Genomic DNA, 16,996 nt, shown 5'->3' with positions numbered 1-16,996 from the left:
CCTATAGAGTTTTGCTCTACCTATTTTCCCGGAAACTTTCACTATGCCGTACTTTTCTATATCTTCAAAGTACTTGTAGAAGGTTTGCTTACTCATCCCCAGAGCTTCAATAACTTCCTTCTTGGTGAAGTCGAATAACGGGTTGTCTAGGAAGAAATCTATTATCCTTAGTTTGGGGGAGTCCCCGAGAGTCCTTAGTAAAATGGATTGGTATTCCTTCTTCGTGTAAATTTCTTCTGGCATACTTATCAATAAACAATTTATGGATAAAGTATTTAAAGTTAAATGATGGATATCTCATGCCTCATATATTCCAGCAAACTTATGGTGGCTTCAAACCAGACTAATAGAATTATTTAGAAAATAGCATTTTTCATAAGAAACGAAGAACTTCACAGATAAAGATTGAGCAGAAATTGTATCTTTATACAGAATTAAGGCAGCTACATCGAGCATATCGAATGTGTAAAATATTCCCAGAGAAGAATTAGGCTTAGTATAAAATTCAAACAGTAGGTTGGATTGAACATCATGGAGAAATACGGGATCTACATTGAAGGAGACGGGATAAAGTTTAAACATTATTCACCAACATCCATGATAATTTAAAACAATTAAATATGAAAGTAGGGAAAAAGCTAAATATACACATTTCTTCTCACTAATAATATTGATGATTAAGGATGTCCAATGTTAAAATTAAGCTTGAGAATGTAAGTAAGATATATCCAGGTAATATCATAGCTGTTAATGATTTGAATCTGGATATATATGAGCATGAGTTGTTTGTTCTCATTGGACCATCGGGATGTGGGAAAACAACAACTTTGAAGATGATTAATAGATTAATTGAGCCTACAAAAGGCAAAATATACATAGATGGGGAGGATATTTCCCGTATAAATCCAGTAGAACTAAGGTTAAACATTGGATATGTGATACAAGATGTGGGCTTATTCCCTCATATGACGGCGGGCGAAAACATTGCCATAGTCCCAAAATTGAAGAAGTGGCCTAAAGATGCTATCGAAAAACGTGTTACTGAATTATTTAATATGATTGGATTGCCAGCAGAGATATTTAGTAAAAGATATCCGCATGAGCTTTCCGGGGGGCAACGTCAAAGGATAGGCGTTGCACGGGCTTTGGCTGCAGATCCACCCATAGTTTTAATGGATGAACCTTTTGGCGCTTTAGATCCTATTACGAGAGTAATATTGCAAGATGAATTCTTAAAGATAAAGAAGATTATTAAGAAAACAATTGTTTTTGTTACCCATGACATAGAAGAAGCTGTAAAGCTAGGAGATCGATTAGGAATAATGAAAGATGGTAAACTGATCCAGGTAGGCACGCCAAGGGATATTTTAAAGAATCCCCGCGACCAATTTGTTAGATCAATCATAGGAGCTGACAAAATTTACAAACGAATTGACGTACTTAAAGTTGAAGATTTCCTTATAAAAGATGCCCCTGCCATTAATCTAAAGTGTAGTCTAAAGGAAGTTGAAGATTTCATGTTAAAATCGAATACAGAAGCTGTAATTGTAATTGATGAGCAAAAGAGGCCGATAGGTATTGTTTCATGGGCTGATATCTACCAAAGTAATGATAAAAAAATTCCAGTAGAGAATGTTTTGAAAACCATTAACCTCCAAATCGAGATGGGCGAAAATGCTCTGGAAGCATTTAAGAAAATGGCAAATCTAAACCTTCCCTTTGCACCAGTAGTGGATGACAATGGAGAATTGAAGGGTATTATCACTTTCAATAATGTAATGAAGATACTAACATCTTAGGGGGTTGAAACTATTTCCACAGAACTGTTTTCCAAAGTGATCTTTAGGCTTATAGAGCATCTCCAGCTAGCTTTTTACTCATTAATCCTGGCATTAGCTGTAGGAATATTAATAGGAATCTTTATATCGAAGTACACAAAATTGGCAATTCCAATAATAAGTGTAGCTGGCATCTTAGACACAATCCCAAGTTTAGCGATATTATCAGTACTTATACCCCTCGTTGGCATCGGAAAACCACCAGCAATAATTACACTTTTCCTTTATTCTCTTATGCCTATTATTAGGAATACTTATGTTGGTATTAGGGAGATTAATCCTGCAATAATAGAAGCTGCTGAAGGTATGGGGATGACTGAAATGCAAATACTAATAAAAGTAAGACTCCCACTAGCCCTACCAGTAATAATGGCAGGAATAAGAACTACCGCAACATTTAATATTGGCATAACCGCATTGGCAGCTGTTGTTGGTGCTGGGGGTTTAGGAACCTTCATATGGACAGGGTTAATGTTAATGGATTATGATTTGATGTTGATAGGCGCCTTAACTACATCGATATTAGCCATAGTAACCGATGCTGGGTTAGGTTTGATTGAAAGAAGAATTAAGAAAAGAGTAACTGGAAGAGGTGGTTAAGATGGATATAAGCATTCTCATGCTAAAGATTATGGAACACGTCAAATTAACCTTCACGGCACTTATCATATCAGTTGCTTTAGGCTTCTCAATAGGTATTTTGACATGGAAATACGTAAAGCTCTCTAATCTAATAATACATTTCGCTAATTTCATTCAAGCAATTCCAAGTTTAGCCTTCCTCACATTAATGGTTCCATTGTTTGGTCTTGGGGATACTCCAGCTACAATAGCACTTATTGTGCGAGCCCTTATGCCTATTATTAGGAATACTTATGTTGGTATTAGGGAGATTAATCCTGCAATAATAGAAGCTGCTGAAGGTATGGGGATGACTGAAATGCAAATACTAATAAAAGTAAGACTCCCACTAGCCCTACCAGTAATAATGGCAGGAATAAGAACTGCAGGTGTACTTTTAGTTGGGATAGCCACCATAGCTTCACTCATAGGAGCAGGGGGCTTAGGTGAAATACTCTTTCTGGGGATCACTAGCATGAACACAGATTTCATCCTTGCAGGGGCAATACCTGTAGCATTTCTGGCTGTAATAACGGAGGTAGTGCTTGGGCAAATTGAAAAAGCATTTATTCCAAAAGGTTTAAAGAAGTAGTTCGGATATCAGGCATGTGACTTGGAATAAATATTAACATGTTCACATGACACTTATAGACTGATAAAAACAAAAAGGTAAAAAATTCATCTAATAAACCTTTAATTTAGAAAGTATGATAGCACCTATTTCATCACCTAATTTTCAACAATAATCTCATAGTCCCTATAATCACTCTTAATTTTACCTCATATTTACTAGCTCTCTGAGTACAATTCAACGTAGATTTGTTGAGAAGAAGGCAGGAATCAGTTTTATATAATCTAAAACCAGTATACAGCATGACTTAAGCGCATCAATAAAACCCCTTTCTTATTACATCACTTATGCACGAAAAGTTTAAATTTAAAACCAATATACCATTATTTAGGAGCGCACATGTATCGCAAATCAACGTATTCTATGGGAGCAATAACGAAAATTAAAGTAATTCTTATAGCGATAATAATAATAGCCATATGCGCAATTGGCACCATCGTTTATTATGTCGTGTTTAAACCTCCAGAGGAAGTGATAACAATCACGATAGGATCAAAGAGGTTTACTGAACAATATATTCTGGGACATATGGTGGCAGAACTTATTGAAAGGAATACTCCTTACAAGGTTATACGGAAGGTTGGCTTGGGAGGAACTGCTGTTTGTCATGAAGCTCTTTTAAAAGGTGACATACAAATTTATGTGGAATACACGGGTACAGGATTTATGACTATACTCAAGATGAATTGGACAGCTGGGACAAGCCCGGATCAAATCTACGAAACTGTAAAAAATGAATACCAGAAGAGATGGAATATCATATGGCTACCAACATTAGGTTTCTCCGATACTTACTGTCTTGCAATGCGAAAAGCACAAGCAGAAGCCCTTGGAGTTAAGAAAATCTCGGATCTCAAGCCCTATGCAGCAAATCTGGTATTCGGTGGCACAGCTGAATTTGAAACAAGACCAGATGGTTATCCAGGCTTAACTAAGACATATGGCTTTTCCTTCAAAGAATATGTAGCATTGGATCCAGGGCTAATGTATATCGCATGCGCACAGGGAAGCGTTGACGTTATATCAGCTTTCTCTACCGATGCACGAATCCTCGCTTATAATTTAACGGTTTTAACGGATGACAAACAATTCTTCCCACCATACTATGCATGTATTGTTGTTCGTGGTGACCTCCTTGCAAAAGCACCTGCACTAAAAGATCTTTTAATGAAGTTGAGTGGAAAAATCGATGATAAAACAATGACTGACCTCAATTATCAAGTGGATGTTCTAAAGAAGGATCCATCTCAAGTAGCAAGAGAATTTCTGGAAAAGCTGGGATTAATTCCAAAATAATCACCCCTTTTTTCCAAATGTTTTTCATAAATTTCTATTTGCTCCATTAGAAGAGATACGCTTACTTTACCTTATTTCTAATACTCTTTATACCAGTTTTGGAAGAATAGGACTATAAGTCAACTTCTTTCATATGTATTGCTTTAGCAACTTTTGCCTTTACAAGTAGGTCTGTCTTTAGAACCAACATTTCTGCAACCTCTATTACAATTTCAATAAGCTTACATTTCTCTCCTTACATTTTAGCCACTAATTTTTCAAAATATTGTCGAATGCTTTTTTAATCTAATTTAGTATAAGCTCATGAAATTTAAATAAAATGCAATTAGTGCGGTACACATGTACGTAACCCAAAATACTTTTAAACTCTTGCATATAATATTGATAAGCTGGTGAGCATTTGAATGATTAAATTGAATGTGCCTAAATTGGAATTGCTTAGTAGAGATGACCTTGAAAAGGTACATAATGCTTCCCTTGAAGTTTTGGAGAGGACCGGCATTGTCTTTAAGCATGAGGAGGCCCTTAGGGTTTTTGAGGGTGCAGGTGCTCATGTGGATTATAAGGCTCAAAAAGTTTACATTCCCAATCATTTGGTTAAGGAGGCTTTAAAGAAGGCTCCAAGCAGAGTCATATGGCATGCGAGAAACCCGAAGAAGACTATAGTCTTTGAGGATGATAGAGTACATTTTGGTCCTGTATGTACCCCAGCCTTCGTATACGATTTGGAAACAGGATTAAGACGAAACGCCACTATGAAGGATTTTGAAAACATTGTGCGAATCATGGATTATTTAGAGAGGATTGATGATGGGTATGGGGCTGTTCAAATAACTGATGTTCCAGATCACGTTTACCACGCTTATGCAATGCTACTTCAAATTAAAAATACGGATAAACCCATTAGAGGTAGAATGAGGGGAACAACTGTAGCTAGGGATTGCCTAAACATGATATCCATGGTTGCTGGAGGTGAGGAGGAGCTTAGGAGGAAGCCAATGCTTCTATGCATGGTCAACCCCACAAGTCCACTACAATGGGATAAAGTAATGATTGAGGGGATGATGGAGTATGTTAAGTTGGGGCAAATCGTCATTCCATCTCCAGAGATAATGTCTGGTGCAACTGGCCCAGCGACATTGGCTGGCACAATTGTGCAACATAATGCTGAAGTGCTTTCAATGATAACCCTAACACAGCTAATAAACCCTGGAACCCCAGTACTATATGGTGTTGTATCCACAGTCATGGATATGAAGACCACTATGACGAGGCTTGGTGGACCGGAGCTTGGAATTATGCACATCTGCCTAGCACAATTAGCGAGAATGTATAATCTCCCATGTAGGGGGGCAGCTGGCAACACAGATTCAAAAACACTGGATATACAGGCAGGTTATGAAACAGCATTCAATCTAACATTAGCAGTCCTAGCAGGATTCAACTTCATCACATACGCTGTCGGAGCCCTAGACTTCTCGCTTTCAGTATCCTATGAGAAGATTATAACAGACCATGAATTTCTGGGGATGGTTGAGCGATTGGCAAGAGGGGTAGAAGTTTCCGATGAAACATTAGCTGTTGATGTAATTGATAAGGTTGGTCCAGGAGGAAACTTCCTAGCACAAAAGCATACGATGAAACACTTCATGAAAGAACACTTCATCCCAAAAATCTTCGACACAAAACCCTATGATACTTGGCTTAAAACTGGTGCAAAACAATTAAGGGAAATTGCAAGGGAAGAAGTTAAAAGGATCCTAAAAGAACACCAGCCTCCACCCCTAGACAAAGACATAGAAAGAAAACTACATGAATACGTAAAGGAAGTTGAAAAGAGAAAACAGTAGGGGCTTAAGCATTAGAATAAAGAAGGTGAGAATGTTTTGGAAAAGGAGAACTCCTATTTATGCGAAGAATTAGCTCACTTTATTTCAGATATAACTTTCGAGGAAATACCAGAGTACGTTGTAGAAAAGGCTAAAATGTGTATTTTAGACACGCTTGGGACAGCTTTACTTGGATCTCAAACAGAAGCTGCGAGAAAACTTAACAAAGTCATCCAAAGTTTAGGTCTCCCTAATGAATGTACTGTGATTGGTGCATGCTATAAAACATCACGCCTCTATGCTGCTTATGTGAATAGTATGGAAGCAGCCTACCTAGATTTTGATGATGGACATAGAGAATCCGGAATTCATCCTGGTTGCATAATAATTCCTACAGCACTAACCCTTGGAGAATATTTGAATGCCTCAGGTGAACAAATATTGGAATCTGTAATCCTTGGCTACGAAGTTGCAATAAGAGTTGGCGTAGCAACAGGAATGGCTCAATTTAAGAGGAGGATAGATGCTCCATCCACTTGTGGAGTTTTTGGCGCTGCAACGGCAGCTGGGAAACTGCTAGGTCTCAACGAACATGAACTAGCAAATGCGTTGGCTATAGCAGGAAGCCAAACACCATTATCTCCCTCGATATGGTATTATGAACCATCCATGGTGAAATCCTTACCACATGCATTAGCATCTAAAGTAGGTATACTCTCCGCAATGCTTGCTAAAGAAGGGTTTCTTGGACCTTTAGGCATATTGGAGGGGAGGGGCGGATTTTGCGAAGCTACCTGTTTACCAGAAAAATATCAATTAGAAAAAATAACGGAAGAGTTAGGGAGGAAATGGAGGATAATGGAGGTTTACTTTAAGTTCTACCCCTCATGCAGATGGTGCCATTCAGCCGTAGATGCAACATTCAACATACTTCACACACAAAGAATAAAGCCAGATGATATAGTGGAAATAACTGTGAAAACTTATCCCACAGCTGCACAACTATCCTTAAATGAACCAAAGGACGACACAACAGCACGATTAAGCATACCATATAATGTTGTAGCAGCCATCGTCTACGGTGAGTTAGGAGTTGACCAATTTAATATTGACGCAATAAACAATCCAATAGTACTACAACTCGCTCGCAAAGTTTCAGTAGTAGCCGATGAATCCTTTAAAGACAAATATCCCTCAGCACGTCCAACCACCGTGGAAATCAAATTAAAAAATGGTTCCAAATATTCTAGCCACGTTGATTTCCCATATGGAGAACCAGAGAACCCACCATCCGCAGAGCAAGTCCGATATAAATTTGTAAAATGGGTTGGAAAATACTTAAGTCAGGAGAAAATTCAAAAAATAATAGAAAACGTTGAAAATTTAGATAAATTGAAAAACATAAAACAATTGATAGATTTACTGTATATATAAGTGTATTTTAAGCTTGCTTTTCAAGTTAATTCCAACTTATTAGCTACTCTTAATGACATATTTTACTGAATAAGCTCGTAAAGCAAATTGGACAATAAAATTAAGTATACTCAGAAAATTCGTATATCGAGAATATAAGCACATTCTTGTACGACCATTGGAATTTCTATTTAAGGCGAGAGAAATCTTAGTTGCCACCTTCTAAATCAATTTTTATTCTATTTTTAAAAGTTTTTTGACTAATTTAACTGCAGCTACTCCATTTTCGGCATAACCATCTGCTCCTATTTGTTCTGCCCATTGAGTGGTAACTGGTGCGCCGCCAACTATAACCTTAACCTTATCCCTTAAACCATTCTTTTTGAGGGCTTCAATAACTTCCTTTTGTACTGGCATTGTCGTGGTTAGCAATGCTGAGAGTCCGAGGACGTCTGGTTTATGTTCTTTAACTGCTTTAATGAATTCTTCAACTGGTACATCTTTCCCAAGGTCTATTACTTCAAATCCGGCGGAGAAGAGGAGTGTGGCAACGATGTTTTTACCTATGTCATGGATGTCGCCAGCCACTGTGCCTATCACAACTTTGCCGAGGGTCTTCCTTTCCATTCTAGCTTTTTTAAGTGATGGTTCTATGTATTCGGATACAGCCTTCTTCACCATTTCTCCAGCTGTCACCAAGTGTACTAGGAAGATTTCACCTTCCTCGAATTTTCGGCCAATCTCTTGCAAGGCATCGGTTATGACATTTATTACTTCAAGTGGATTTATGTTTGCCTCCAAGCTCTTCTTCACAGCCTCCATAAATTTCTCTTCATCAAACGATAGTAATGCAGAACGTAATACATCCAAACTATCCATACCATACACCTTAATTCATATTCTACAAATTAAGTCAAAATTTAAAGCTTTCGCAAAAAGCAAATCAAAAAATTGTTTAAATTAGTTGATCGCATATCCTTATTCTAAATATATATTTTTTAACCATAGACTGTCATTTAACATTTGAAGGTATGTGATTCTCTTCCATTCATAGTTATAAAGCACACTAAATTTAAGGGGTGCTTATAAAATTGCAGAAGTCTCGTTCAACAAATCGCGCCTACAAAATGTTAAAAGGAATTATGCAAATAATTCATCGCTTTTCATGTTTAAAAGAAATCTTTTTATAGATTTTCTTGTTAATAAGGAGGGGATGTATCATGTTTGAATTTCGAGTTGAACAAAAAGTATTTCAAATTGGGAAGGTAAGTGTTGGTGGTGTTCCGGGGAAGAGGCCTGTTGTTCTAGTAGGGTCTATTTTCTATCATGGACACAAAATATTCAAAGATGAGATGACTGGCGAATTCGACAAAAAAGCTGCTGAAGAATTGATTAATTTGCAAGATGAGCTTTCAGATAAAACTGGGAATCCATGTATGCTTGATGTGGTTGCAGCTAGCCATGAAGCTATGATGAAGGAGCTGGATTTCGTTGCTTCCGTAACAAAGGCACCAATTCTAATAGACTCCCCCTCTGCAAACGTTAGAATTGCAGGGATAAAGTATGCGGAAAGTGTTGGATTAATTGACCGTGTAGTATATAACTCAATATTGCCAGAAGCCAAAGCATCAGAACTTGAAGAAATAAAGCAATCAAAAATGAAAGCGCAGTTTTACTTGCCTACAACGCCAAAGATTTCACATCAAGAGGGAAAATGAAGGCGATAAGTGATTTAATTACAACAGCTGAAAAATTAGGAATTAAAAAGCCTTTAATCGATACATGCATCCTCGACGTACCCACATTGGGTTCAGCATGCAAAGCAATCTACCATGTGAAAAATGAGTGGGGACTACCAGTTGGCGCCGGCACACATAATGCAGTTGCAACGTGGAAAGGTTTAAAGAAGAAGCTCGGCCCCCAGGCTTATATGCCATGCACAGTTTCAGCAGCAATAATGGCCGTTAGCATTGGAGCAGACTTCATCCTCTACGGCCCCATAGAAGATGCCAAAATCTTCTTCCCATCAATAGCCTTAGTTGATGTAGCATACGGACAATTAATGCTAGAAAAGGGTGAAAGACCTCCAACAAGCCATCCACTATTCAAAGTAGCATAAAATAACATAATCTTCTATTTCTTCAGATTTCTAATTTGATCTTCAAGGTTAATTTCCTTTACTTCTTTGTGAATTTGTCTTAAATAGTTCCGATTTTAGGAGGCACCATTTAAATTAAAGTTAAATTTTTCTACTTGCGATGCATCTTAGTTTATTTTCCACTTCTAAAGCATGCATAATAAAAATTCCTGCATATTTTCGGACTATTCTTAAGTCTATTCATAATTACAGATGTATCTCCGCAGTTTTTTCTTACACCATTTGTTTATTGTTTTTATAGTGTTCCAATAATTCCTTTCCTTACTCCAGATTAAGTGATTTTTAGAAAGGGGGATTATCTGATGAAATGCATGAATTAATTCAATACGCTTATGAAAAATTGAAAAGAGAAAACGATGGATGATTTTGTGACGATTCCAGCTGTTGGTTTTGGTGATGGTTGTAAGTGTGGATGTTTCGCCAGTATTTATTGAGGATGCCTTGATTTCAGATTGCACTGAAATAGCTTTCATTCTTTCAGAAGATCTTGATGCTTTTAAGTTTGCCATAGCCACCCTCAATAATTTCATTCCGAGGTCGCTAATGATGCTCCTTTACTCATAACTCGTAAATCTCAACCTTTTCACGATGTTGCTTCAAAAAGCTTTTAATTTTCCACTTTCTACTAGTCTTGGTAGGGCATATGAGTAGTGAGGAGATACTAACTATTTTGCTTCCAGAGCTTATTGAAGATGTGGAAGAATTTATGCTTGCTATCCTACCCCCTGAAGAGGAGTTGGAGCATGGTTCTAAGTTGAGGATTAAGGTGTGCTATGGTGAGAAATGCGTTGAAGGTTTAGGGATAGTTAATAGTGGTTTTGCTGGGAAAGAGCCGGAGATTGCACTTCCACAAGAACTTGTAAGAGAGTTGATGGGGGAAGAGCCTAGTGTGATCCTAGTTGAGAGGGTGCTGGCTGAGGGGAGTAGAGTCCTCCTACCAAAACTTCCAAACCCCCTCAACACGTATCTAGTAACCGAGGATAAGGTTGAGGGGCCTGTGAAGAGCTATGCCTACATCACTAGAGGAAAGTTTATACTATTAAATGATGCTCTACTAAGCAGATTACGCGTTGTAATCATAGATCCATTTGAAGGTGTTTGGTGTTTCAGAGATGAACTTGGTAAAAGGGAGAGAAGAGGGGCCTAACTTTAGAAGATTTGAAAGCGCTTATTGTTTTGCATTATTATTGGCTGAAGAGGACGTGTGGCAATTCACAAACACCTACAGAGACATTATCACACTTACACCATATAGACCACTATTAGACAACCTAAATGTAGTGCTCAAAGCTAGATAACATTTGCACATTATTAAGTTAATGTAAAGTAAAGGAGGAAAGGAGAGGAAGGGAAAATTAGCATATTATTTCCTTGAAGATTCATTGATCTTGTACATTTATCTATACATCTTTTCAATGTCCTTTAATAGTCGCTCTACATCGGTTATTTCTGCACCGTAAATTCTTTTAAGATATTCAAGACCTTCAATATGATCTTTCTCCGTGAAGGCCTCCACAGCATCACTGGGCACTATTATCTTATACCCTCTGAAGAATGCATCAGCCGCTGTATGTCTAACACATATGTTTGTGTGAAGCCCCGTCAATATAACTGTATCTACGCCAAGAGATCTAAGAAGAGGGTCGAGGCCAGTTTCATAAAAGGCACTATAAACCCTCTTCTCAAGAACATAATCACCTTTTTCTGGAGCTATCTCATCAATGACTTTAGAACCCTCCGAGCCCTTCATGGAATGCTCCCCCCACAACTTCATCTCAAAATCCACGGGTAAATGGGAATCATTCACATAGATTATGGGTACACCTAGCCTCCTAGCCTCCTCAATAAGTCTCTTAAGATTAGGAATAATCCTCAAAGCCCTTTCACACTTCAAACTCCCATACACAAAATCCTTAGCCATATCAATAACCACAATAGCAGACTTCAAGGAAGATCGCCACGAGCTCTATACATAGATTTTCTGTCAAAAATTAATAAGATTTACCTTGACAAATTCATTCTAATAAGATCCCCTTAAAGAATCTCATAATAAATGAATTTTAGCTTAGCATTTTCCACGCATTAGTAGGATGTAATATAGCTTCTATAATGTTAAATAATGTAATGTTGTATTAAATAGCATTGTTATGGATCATACAAGACTGCAATTTTCTTAACAGTGCTTAAATTTTTAAGTGGCTGAAATGTTGTTGAAAGTGTGAGGTTGCATGGTAAATAGGGGGAAGTTTTATCATATTACCTTAGAACCCTACCAGTATACGTAGTACTAACGATCCTCCTCGCACCTCCTCTTTTGAAGGAATACCGTATCTTAGAGACTTTAATCATGATATTTTGCATTTTTGTCTGCGGGGCGACTTGGTATAATCACTGTGGAGAGAAGGAAGAGATGACAGAGGGTTACTGGATGAGAGCAATGAAACCATTAGTGGAGTTCATGGGGGAAGCTTTTGCGCTAAAACTCATTTAACTACTTTTATATTAGCATATTATTTGATAGTGGCTCAGCGAGGTCACTTATTAAAAGCAGTTTTGCATATGAGCTTACCACACCACATTAATTGCCAATCCCGTGGAGGTTACAGTAGCTGATGGTCATAGAGTGAGCTGTAAGCTTTATCGCATCTCTCAGTTCTCTTAGTTTTTGGAGTCTTAGAAATGGAAGCATACATGATCAAACTAGATTTAGCTAGGGGGAGGCTTGACTATCAGGGTTCATAGGATACATGCTAGCCGTATAGGATGGCTTTACACTCACTCTTGAAGCATTTGAAGAAAAGTTTTTGTATTAGATGATTTCATGTGAAATATATCACAATATGTATTAGTAGGGGATTATAGTGGATTATTTGATTCTTATCTTGTTGTCCTTGGGGTTATCTTTGGATGATTTTGGTCTTGCCTTTGCTTTAAGCCTATTAATGCCGGGTGGAACTTTTGGGAGGTTGATGGTTAATGCATGTAAAATAGCGGTTGCATTCTCCATATCATCAGCTTTACTGCCTTTGCTGGGTTGGCTTGTGGGATTGGCAATATATGGGTGGGTTATATCCTTCAGTGCCTGGCTGATTTTAATTGTCTTTACAGGTGTTGGAGTATGGATAATTAGAGAAGCCTTCGAAAATGAGCAGCCGGAATTGAGTATGGAGAAAGCTTCATCCCTTCTAGCATTGTCCGCCATTGGTGTTTTGGGGAGTATTGATGAAGGGGCTGTTGGAGTCAGCTACCCATTTCTAGGAATCCCCATTTTATGGATAATAGTGGCAGTAATCTTGGCAAACACCATTCTAATATTGTTCGCAACACTCATAAGTAGCTGGATAAGGAGTTTGAATAGAAGACTTCCATCAATCCTTTCAGGCATAATCCTAATAATTCTGGGGGTTTGGAAGTTTTTGGAGTTAGCTTTTGGAATTTAAAAGAAGCTGTAAAACCTTCTCCCTATCCTTTAATATGGATTCATATTTGTCCTTTAGATAGCGATACTCAACCCAAGCAAGGTCAATTTCCCGATTATCTACCCCTCTTCTAAAGAATTCCTCAAGTTCCTTCCATGATTTCAAGCCAAAATTTTCGGCAATCGCCATTAACCTAACCTCTGTTTTTGCCAATTCAAGGTCAATGCTCTTAATAAGCTCCTCTAACCCTCTCCGAACTAAGTCAATTTCCATGTTCCTCAATCCCCCTATATTAAGATTCCAAATAAAAAGTTTTGTTCAAATTTGTTATCAATTTCACAACATCTTCAAGTGTGAGAGGAGAGAGCATTCTCCTTTAACTTGATCATCATGCACTTAAGAATATGGGAAGAGAAGACGATGTTCAAAAGTTCACATATACTTGTGAAAAATTGGTGGAAGTTTATATATGGATGGATGCTACTTGTCTATACTTAGCCAATCCTTCCCCTTTCCCGTTAGGAAGATTCTTCTTTCTTCTTCTGTTGTGGGTCTAATTGTTAGTTCGCAGTATGGGTGTCCATCTGGGATGGTTCTTATGTGTATTTGTTTGTAGTTTGGGTTGTAGCCCATGTATTTTGATACGTCCATGTAGCAGTAGAGGCGTCCCAACCTTTCTTCACCATACTCCTGCCATACCTTTGCAAGTATACATCCATATGCTCTCACCCTCTGCTCATTATCAACCTTCACTGTTTCGATTTTATCGTGCATGCCGAATGGGGGTAGCCTATAGCTTTCTCCAGCATTAAAGTTTTCTGGGGTTGGCTCCAAACCTAGGCTCATCACTTCCATTCTAGTCTTTTCACCTATCCTAGCACCATAATCCTTTATGGCTTTAGCAATGACCTCTAAACCTCTCTCTTCCCCAAGTTCTTCAATTATTGCTTTAGCATATGATAGGTGTAGTAATGCCACTCTTCTGCTAACACTTGCAATTGCCCTTTTCGCTTCATCTAGGGGGATCATTCCCCTATGACTCATATCAATCCCTCCATACCCCTTTATCTCTGCATTGCTTTTATCCTTTTGCGCAGACGAGATCTCTGATCACTCTTTTTGGGTTTATGGGTTCTATTGTTATGTCTCCGGAAACTGGTGTTTGACATGCTAGGCATGGTTTTCCATTGACAATTAGCATGCATCCTCCACATATTCCATGTCTACATGCTGCATGGTCGTAGTATGCTATGCTGCCATCAATATTTTCATATATGTAGTCGAGGACGTCTAGGACGCTCATCCCCTCCATTAAGGGTACTTTATAAACTTTGTAATGAGGCTCCTTGTCTATTGTGGGGTTGAATCTGAACACCTTAACATTAATCTCTTTCTGCTGCATTCCACTTCACCTCAATGATGTCCACCTATATCTGAATGCATCTTCATCATCATTTTCATCATCTCCCAATATGGGATAACTCCACAAGGTAGGGGGAGCTTTGTAGCTTTGACGGGACGGGTTACCACATTTACCCCATTGTTAACTCTTTTCACCACTATTTCCTTCAACCAATTATCGTTGTCCGTGTATGGATGGTCTAGGCGATAATGAACTCCCCTACTCTCTGTACGCATGAGTGCAGATTTAGCGGATAACTCAATTATTTGTATGATGTTTTCAAGTTCAATGGCTTCAACCCACTCTTTGTTATATTTCCTACTCTCGGAGCTTACGTAGAGTTTTGGGAGCTCCTTTTCTTTCACCACATCTATGAAGCGTAGTAATTCCTCTATGCCTTCGCGCGTCCTCACAGGACCGAGCTTCGCGTGAGCCATCTTCTGAATCCTCTTCCTTAATTCTGCTGGTTTTATCCCATCCTTACGCTTTAGGGGACTAAGCACCTTCTCTCCTAGCTTCTCAACTTGTCTTTCATCAATTTCTGGCATCCCAACCTTCTTTGCATATTGTGCTGCTGATTCTCCAGCTATTGCGCCTTCAACAAGCATTTCAGTTGTAGCTGCTGCAACCCTATTGGCTCCAAAAAGGCTTGAAGTACACTCGCCCGCCGCATATAAGCCTTGAATTGTTGTCTCCATCTTTTCATTGACAACTATTCCCCCCTCAAAATATTCAGCGGCAGGTCCAACTTCGATGGATCCCCCATCCCTCAACATTTCTCCAAACTCTGAGAAGTCTATCCCCTTATATCTCCAGTTTGGGTAACGTTTTGTTACGCGGCTTTCAAATTCCTCCCATGTAATGTCTCCAATCTCATAGTATACGCCTCCATGCGGAGCCCCCTTCCCCTCCAAAACTTCAAGCATGGTGGCTATGGATATGAAGCTCTTATTCCACTCCATAGAAGTCCCAAATTTAACTATGGTTGGATCATATTTGCTTAGGATTTCTTCACCTTTACTGTTTACAAGTTTCCCTCCAACTAATAGGTGGAGTAGGTATGGGAATATTAATCCTTGCCATTTAAGCGGCCAATATATGGCGTTGCAGATGAATGTGACGAATTCCATGTTTGCAAGTTCAGCTTCAGCTCTATATGCAGCTGCAATACCATCCCCAGACAGCTCCCTTGACCCAGCATTAGGCGAATAAGCTTTATGCCATCCCCCAGTAGCTAAAACAATGGCCTTCGACTTGAAGACTATTAGATCCCCATTCATTATATCGAGACATAGGGCGCCTGAAACCCTTCCACTACAAGTTAAAATGTCTATGAGCATAACGTCATCCATGGTTTCAACGCCCACTTCCCTAGCTCTCTTCAATAATGCATTTGTAATTGACTCTCCACTTGTGAAGATAGCTCTCTCCTCAGCGGAGCTTACTTTAAGCCCCCAATCCAATAACTCTTTAACCCTCTTCGGGGCATCCTCCACATAGAGCTCCACAAGCCTCTGATCATTTAAATAGAAACCCTGCGTCACTATATCATTAAAGAATTTATCCTTGGTATCTCTAGGATCTCCTGGAAATCCAAGTTCATGTAAACTCCTCCCATCAAGCGTTAAATCTGCACCTGCCAGGGGGCTTGCCCCACTCCTCGCAACAGGCCCCTTACTTATGAGTATGGTGGAAACCCCCATTTCAGCAGCTCCAATGGCAGCTCTTAAACCAGCCCCGCCACCACCAACAACCAAAACATCAGTAGTAATAAGTTTATCAATTAACTTCATGTAAACACCCCTTAATAATGAGGTAAGAGGGGCTTCACTATATAAAGTTAAACATTTTAGAGTAGTGGGTGAATTTGAAATTTGTGGTATCCTCGGTTGCAGCAAGCTTGTCAAGTTGCGATTATCTGGTTTACATTTAGGTTTAAGACTATTTCTGCTATGTCGCTTGCATATTCCGCTATCCTACGTATACTTTCAGTTATCATTCTTATGCTGGAGATGTCTGCCTGCTTTGTTTTTGATAGTATCTCCTTTAATGCTTTCTCTTCAAGAGCTACTATTGCTTTTGTCTTGGATATAACTTGATCTGCTAGGGCGTAGTCTTTTTTGAATAGGGCTTTTATTGCATCTTCAAATAGGCTTTGGGCGAATGTGCTCATCTCGTAGAGTGTTTGGAGGACTGATTCACTTGGCTTTTCCTCCAATGAGAGGACGTTTTTCGCAATTCTTGCAGCGTGATCAGCCATTCTCTCCACAAATTTTACAATTACCCTGTATCCTAGGCAATCCCTTGGGCTGGAGAGTCCAATATCCCTTATTATCTTCACATTTTGTACAGCTAATTTAAGTTGGCGTATTATGTAGAAGCTGAATCT

At 38.8% G+C, this 16,996-nt stretch carries 17 protein-coding genes and 2 pseudogenes; 11 read left to right on the top strand and 8 right to left on the bottom strand.

All coding sequences use genetic code 11. The annotated features are described in order from the left end of the window. Nucleotides 1–243 (bottom strand): annotated as a pseudogene (locus MRT15_RS05225) (hypothetical protein); the annotation flags it as partial. A gap of 440 nt (nucleotides 244–683) precedes the next feature. Here MRT15_RS05225 and MRT15_RS05220 point away from each other — a divergent pair. The 6 genes from MRT15_RS05220 to MRT15_RS05195 all read left to right on the top strand — a co-directional run bounded on the left by MRT15_RS05220 (nucleotide 684) and on the right by MRT15_RS05195 (nucleotide 7,649). Then, complete coding sequence (locus MRT15_RS05220) at nucleotides 684–1,799, top strand: betaine/proline/choline family ABC transporter ATP-binding protein (RefSeq protein WP_304328582.1); 1,116 nt, start codon at nucleotides 684–686, stop codon at nucleotides 1,797–1,799. Nucleotides 1,800–1,835: 36 nt separating this feature from the next. Continuing rightward, on the top strand, nucleotides 1,836–2,438 hold the full coding sequence (locus tag MRT15_RS05215; protein ID WP_304328580.1) for an ABC transporter permease: 603 nt from the start codon (nucleotides 1,836–1,838) through the stop codon (nucleotides 2,436–2,438). 1 nt (nucleotide 2,439) lies between these two features. After that, nucleotides 2,440–3,051, top strand: a complete 612-nt coding sequence (locus MRT15_RS05210) for an ABC transporter permease (RefSeq protein WP_304328578.1) — start codon at nucleotides 2,440–2,442, stop codon at nucleotides 3,049–3,051. 378 nt (nucleotides 3,052–3,429) lie between these two features. Beyond that, complete coding sequence (locus MRT15_RS05205; RefSeq protein WP_304328576.1) at nucleotides 3,430–4,386, top strand: glycine betaine ABC transporter substrate-binding protein; 957 nt, start codon at nucleotides 3,430–3,432, stop codon at nucleotides 4,384–4,386. A 404-nt stretch (nucleotides 4,387–4,790) separates the two neighbouring features. Next, the gene (locus MRT15_RS05200) at nucleotides 4,791–6,236 is read left to right on the top strand and encodes a trimethylamine methyltransferase family protein (protein ID WP_304328575.1); all 1,446 of its coding nucleotides are present in this window, start codon (nucleotides 4,791–4,793) and stop codon (nucleotides 6,234–6,236) included. A 36-nt stretch (nucleotides 6,237–6,272) separates the two neighbouring features. Next, nucleotides 6,273–7,649 (top strand): MmgE/PrpD family protein, encoded by a 1,377-nt coding sequence (locus MRT15_RS05195; protein WP_304328574.1) that lies wholly within the window; start codon nucleotides 6,273–6,275, stop codon nucleotides 7,647–7,649. Nucleotides 7,650–7,862: 213 nt separating this feature from the next. Here the strand turns inward: MRT15_RS05195 and MRT15_RS05190 are convergent, their stop codons facing one another. Beyond that, a complete protein-coding gene (locus MRT15_RS05190; RefSeq protein ID WP_304328573.1) occupies nucleotides 7,863–8,507 on the bottom strand; it encodes a B12-binding domain-containing protein in 645 nt (214 codons plus the stop codon). Between the two features lie 341 nt (nucleotides 8,508–8,848). On the opposite strand from MRT15_RS05190, the pseudogene MRT15_RS12555 reads away from it, so the two are divergent. From MRT15_RS12555 to MRT15_RS05165, 4 genes and pseudogenes are all read left to right on the top strand, one after another. Then, a pseudogene (locus MRT15_RS12555) lies at nucleotides 8,849–9,747 on the top strand (tetrahydromethanopterin S-methyltransferase subunit H). Nucleotides 9,748–10,176: 429 nt separating this feature from the next. Continuing rightward, the gene (locus MRT15_RS05175; RefSeq protein WP_304328568.1) at nucleotides 10,177–10,350 is read left to right on the top strand and encodes a hypothetical protein; all 174 of its coding nucleotides are present in this window, start codon (nucleotides 10,177–10,179) and stop codon (nucleotides 10,348–10,350) included. Between the two features lie 79 nt (nucleotides 10,351–10,429). Continuing rightward, the gene (locus tag MRT15_RS05170) at nucleotides 10,430–10,933 is read left to right on the top strand and encodes a hypothetical protein (protein ID WP_304328566.1); all 504 of its coding nucleotides are present in this window, start codon (nucleotides 10,430–10,432) and stop codon (nucleotides 10,931–10,933) included. Then, entirely contained in the window at nucleotides 10,899–11,084 is a 186-nt protein-coding gene (locus MRT15_RS05165) for a hypothetical protein (protein ID WP_304328565.1), read from the top strand. The genes MRT15_RS05170 and MRT15_RS05165 overlap by 35 nt, the downstream gene beginning before the upstream one ends. A gap of 98 nt (nucleotides 11,085–11,182) precedes the next feature. On the opposite strand, the gene MRT15_RS05160 is transcribed toward MRT15_RS05165, so the two are convergent. Further along, nucleotides 11,183–11,734, bottom strand: coding sequence for a cysteine hydrolase family protein (locus tag MRT15_RS05160; protein WP_304328564.1), 552 nt, complete (start codon nucleotides 11,732–11,734; stop codon nucleotides 11,183–11,185). A 955-nt stretch (nucleotides 11,735–12,689) separates the two neighbouring features. On the opposite strand from MRT15_RS05160, the gene MRT15_RS05155 reads away from it, so the two are divergent. Further along, a complete protein-coding gene (locus tag MRT15_RS05155; RefSeq protein ID WP_304328562.1) occupies nucleotides 12,690–13,226 on the top strand; it encodes a manganese efflux pump in 537 nt (178 codons plus the stop codon). On the opposite strand, the gene MRT15_RS05150 is transcribed toward MRT15_RS05155, so the two are convergent. From MRT15_RS05150 to MRT15_RS05130, 5 genes are all read right to left on the bottom strand, one after another. Beyond that, on the bottom strand, nucleotides 13,209–13,487 hold the full coding sequence (locus MRT15_RS05150) for a hypothetical protein (RefSeq protein WP_304328560.1): 279 nt from the start codon (nucleotides 13,485–13,487) through the stop codon (nucleotides 13,209–13,211). The two genes, MRT15_RS05155 and MRT15_RS05150, sit on opposite strands and share 18 nt — an antisense overlap. Nucleotides 13,488–13,685: 198 nt before the next feature. Continuing rightward, nucleotides 13,686–14,249, bottom strand: coding sequence for an L-2-amino-thiazoline-4-carboxylic acid hydrolase (locus tag MRT15_RS05145; RefSeq protein WP_304328558.1), 564 nt, complete (start codon nucleotides 14,247–14,249; stop codon nucleotides 13,686–13,688). 37 nt (nucleotides 14,250–14,286) lie between these two features. After that, nucleotides 14,287–14,607 carry a 2Fe-2S iron-sulfur cluster-binding protein gene (locus tag MRT15_RS05140; RefSeq protein WP_304328556.1) on the bottom strand — a complete coding sequence of 107 codons (321 nt, stop codon included), beginning with the start codon at nucleotides 14,605–14,607 and terminating at the stop codon, nucleotides 14,287–14,289. Nucleotides 14,608–14,618: 11 nt separating this feature from the next. Beyond that, entirely contained in the window at nucleotides 14,619–16,400 is a 1,782-nt protein-coding gene (locus MRT15_RS05135; RefSeq protein ID WP_304328554.1) for an FAD-binding protein, read from the bottom strand. Nucleotides 16,401–16,510: 110 nt separating this feature from the next. After that, the coding region (locus MRT15_RS05130; RefSeq protein WP_304328552.1) for a PhoU domain-containing protein at nucleotides 16,511–16,996 on the bottom strand (486 nt) is incomplete at its 5' end.

This window comes from Candidatus Culexarchaeum yellowstonense, from assembly GCF_024707025.1.
GTDB lineage: Archaea > Thermoproteota > Methanomethylicia > Culexarchaeales > Culexarchaeaceae > Culexarchaeum.
Note: the sequence above shows the minus strand (reverse complement) of the source record. Positions and strands in the feature narration are given on the sequence as shown.

What these genes read in the sequence shown, in the direction of transcription:
- MRT15_RS05220 (WP_304328582.1), top strand. Translation starts at nt 684, where the DNA reads ATGTCCAATGTTAAAATTAAGCTTGAGAATGTAAGTAAGATATATCCA.
- MRT15_RS05165 (WP_304328565.1), top strand. Translation starts at nt 10,899, where the DNA reads ATGAACTTGGTAAAAGGGAGAGAAGAGGGGCCTAACTTTAGAAGATTT.
- MRT15_RS05190 (WP_304328573.1), bottom strand. Translation starts at nt 8,507, where the DNA reads ATGGATAGTTTGGATGTATTACGTTCTGCATTACTATCGTTTGATGAA.
- MRT15_RS05205 (WP_304328576.1), top strand. Translation starts at nt 3,430, where the DNA reads ATGTATCGCAAATCAACGTATTCTATGGGAGCAATAACGAAAATTAAA.
- MRT15_RS05170 (WP_304328566.1), top strand. Translation starts at nt 10,430, where the DNA reads ATGAGTAGTGAGGAGATACTAACTATTTTGCTTCCAGAGCTTATTGAA.
- MRT15_RS05135 (WP_304328554.1), bottom strand. Translation starts at nt 16,400, where the DNA reads ATGAAGTTAATTGATAAACTTATTACTACTGATGTTTTGGTTGTTGGT.
- MRT15_RS05145 (WP_304328558.1), bottom strand. Translation starts at nt 14,249, where the DNA reads ATGAGTCATAGGGGAATGATCCCCCTAGATGAAGCGAAAAGGGCAATT.
- MRT15_RS05210 (WP_304328578.1), top strand. Translation starts at nt 2,440, where the DNA reads ATGGATATAAGCATTCTCATGCTAAAGATTATGGAACACGTCAAATTA.
- MRT15_RS05140 (WP_304328556.1), bottom strand. Translation starts at nt 14,607, where the DNA reads ATGCAGCAGAAAGAGATTAATGTTAAGGTGTTCAGATTCAACCCCACA.
- MRT15_RS05200 (WP_304328575.1), top strand. Translation starts at nt 4,791, where the DNA reads ATGATTAAATTGAATGTGCCTAAATTGGAATTGCTTAGTAGAGATGAC.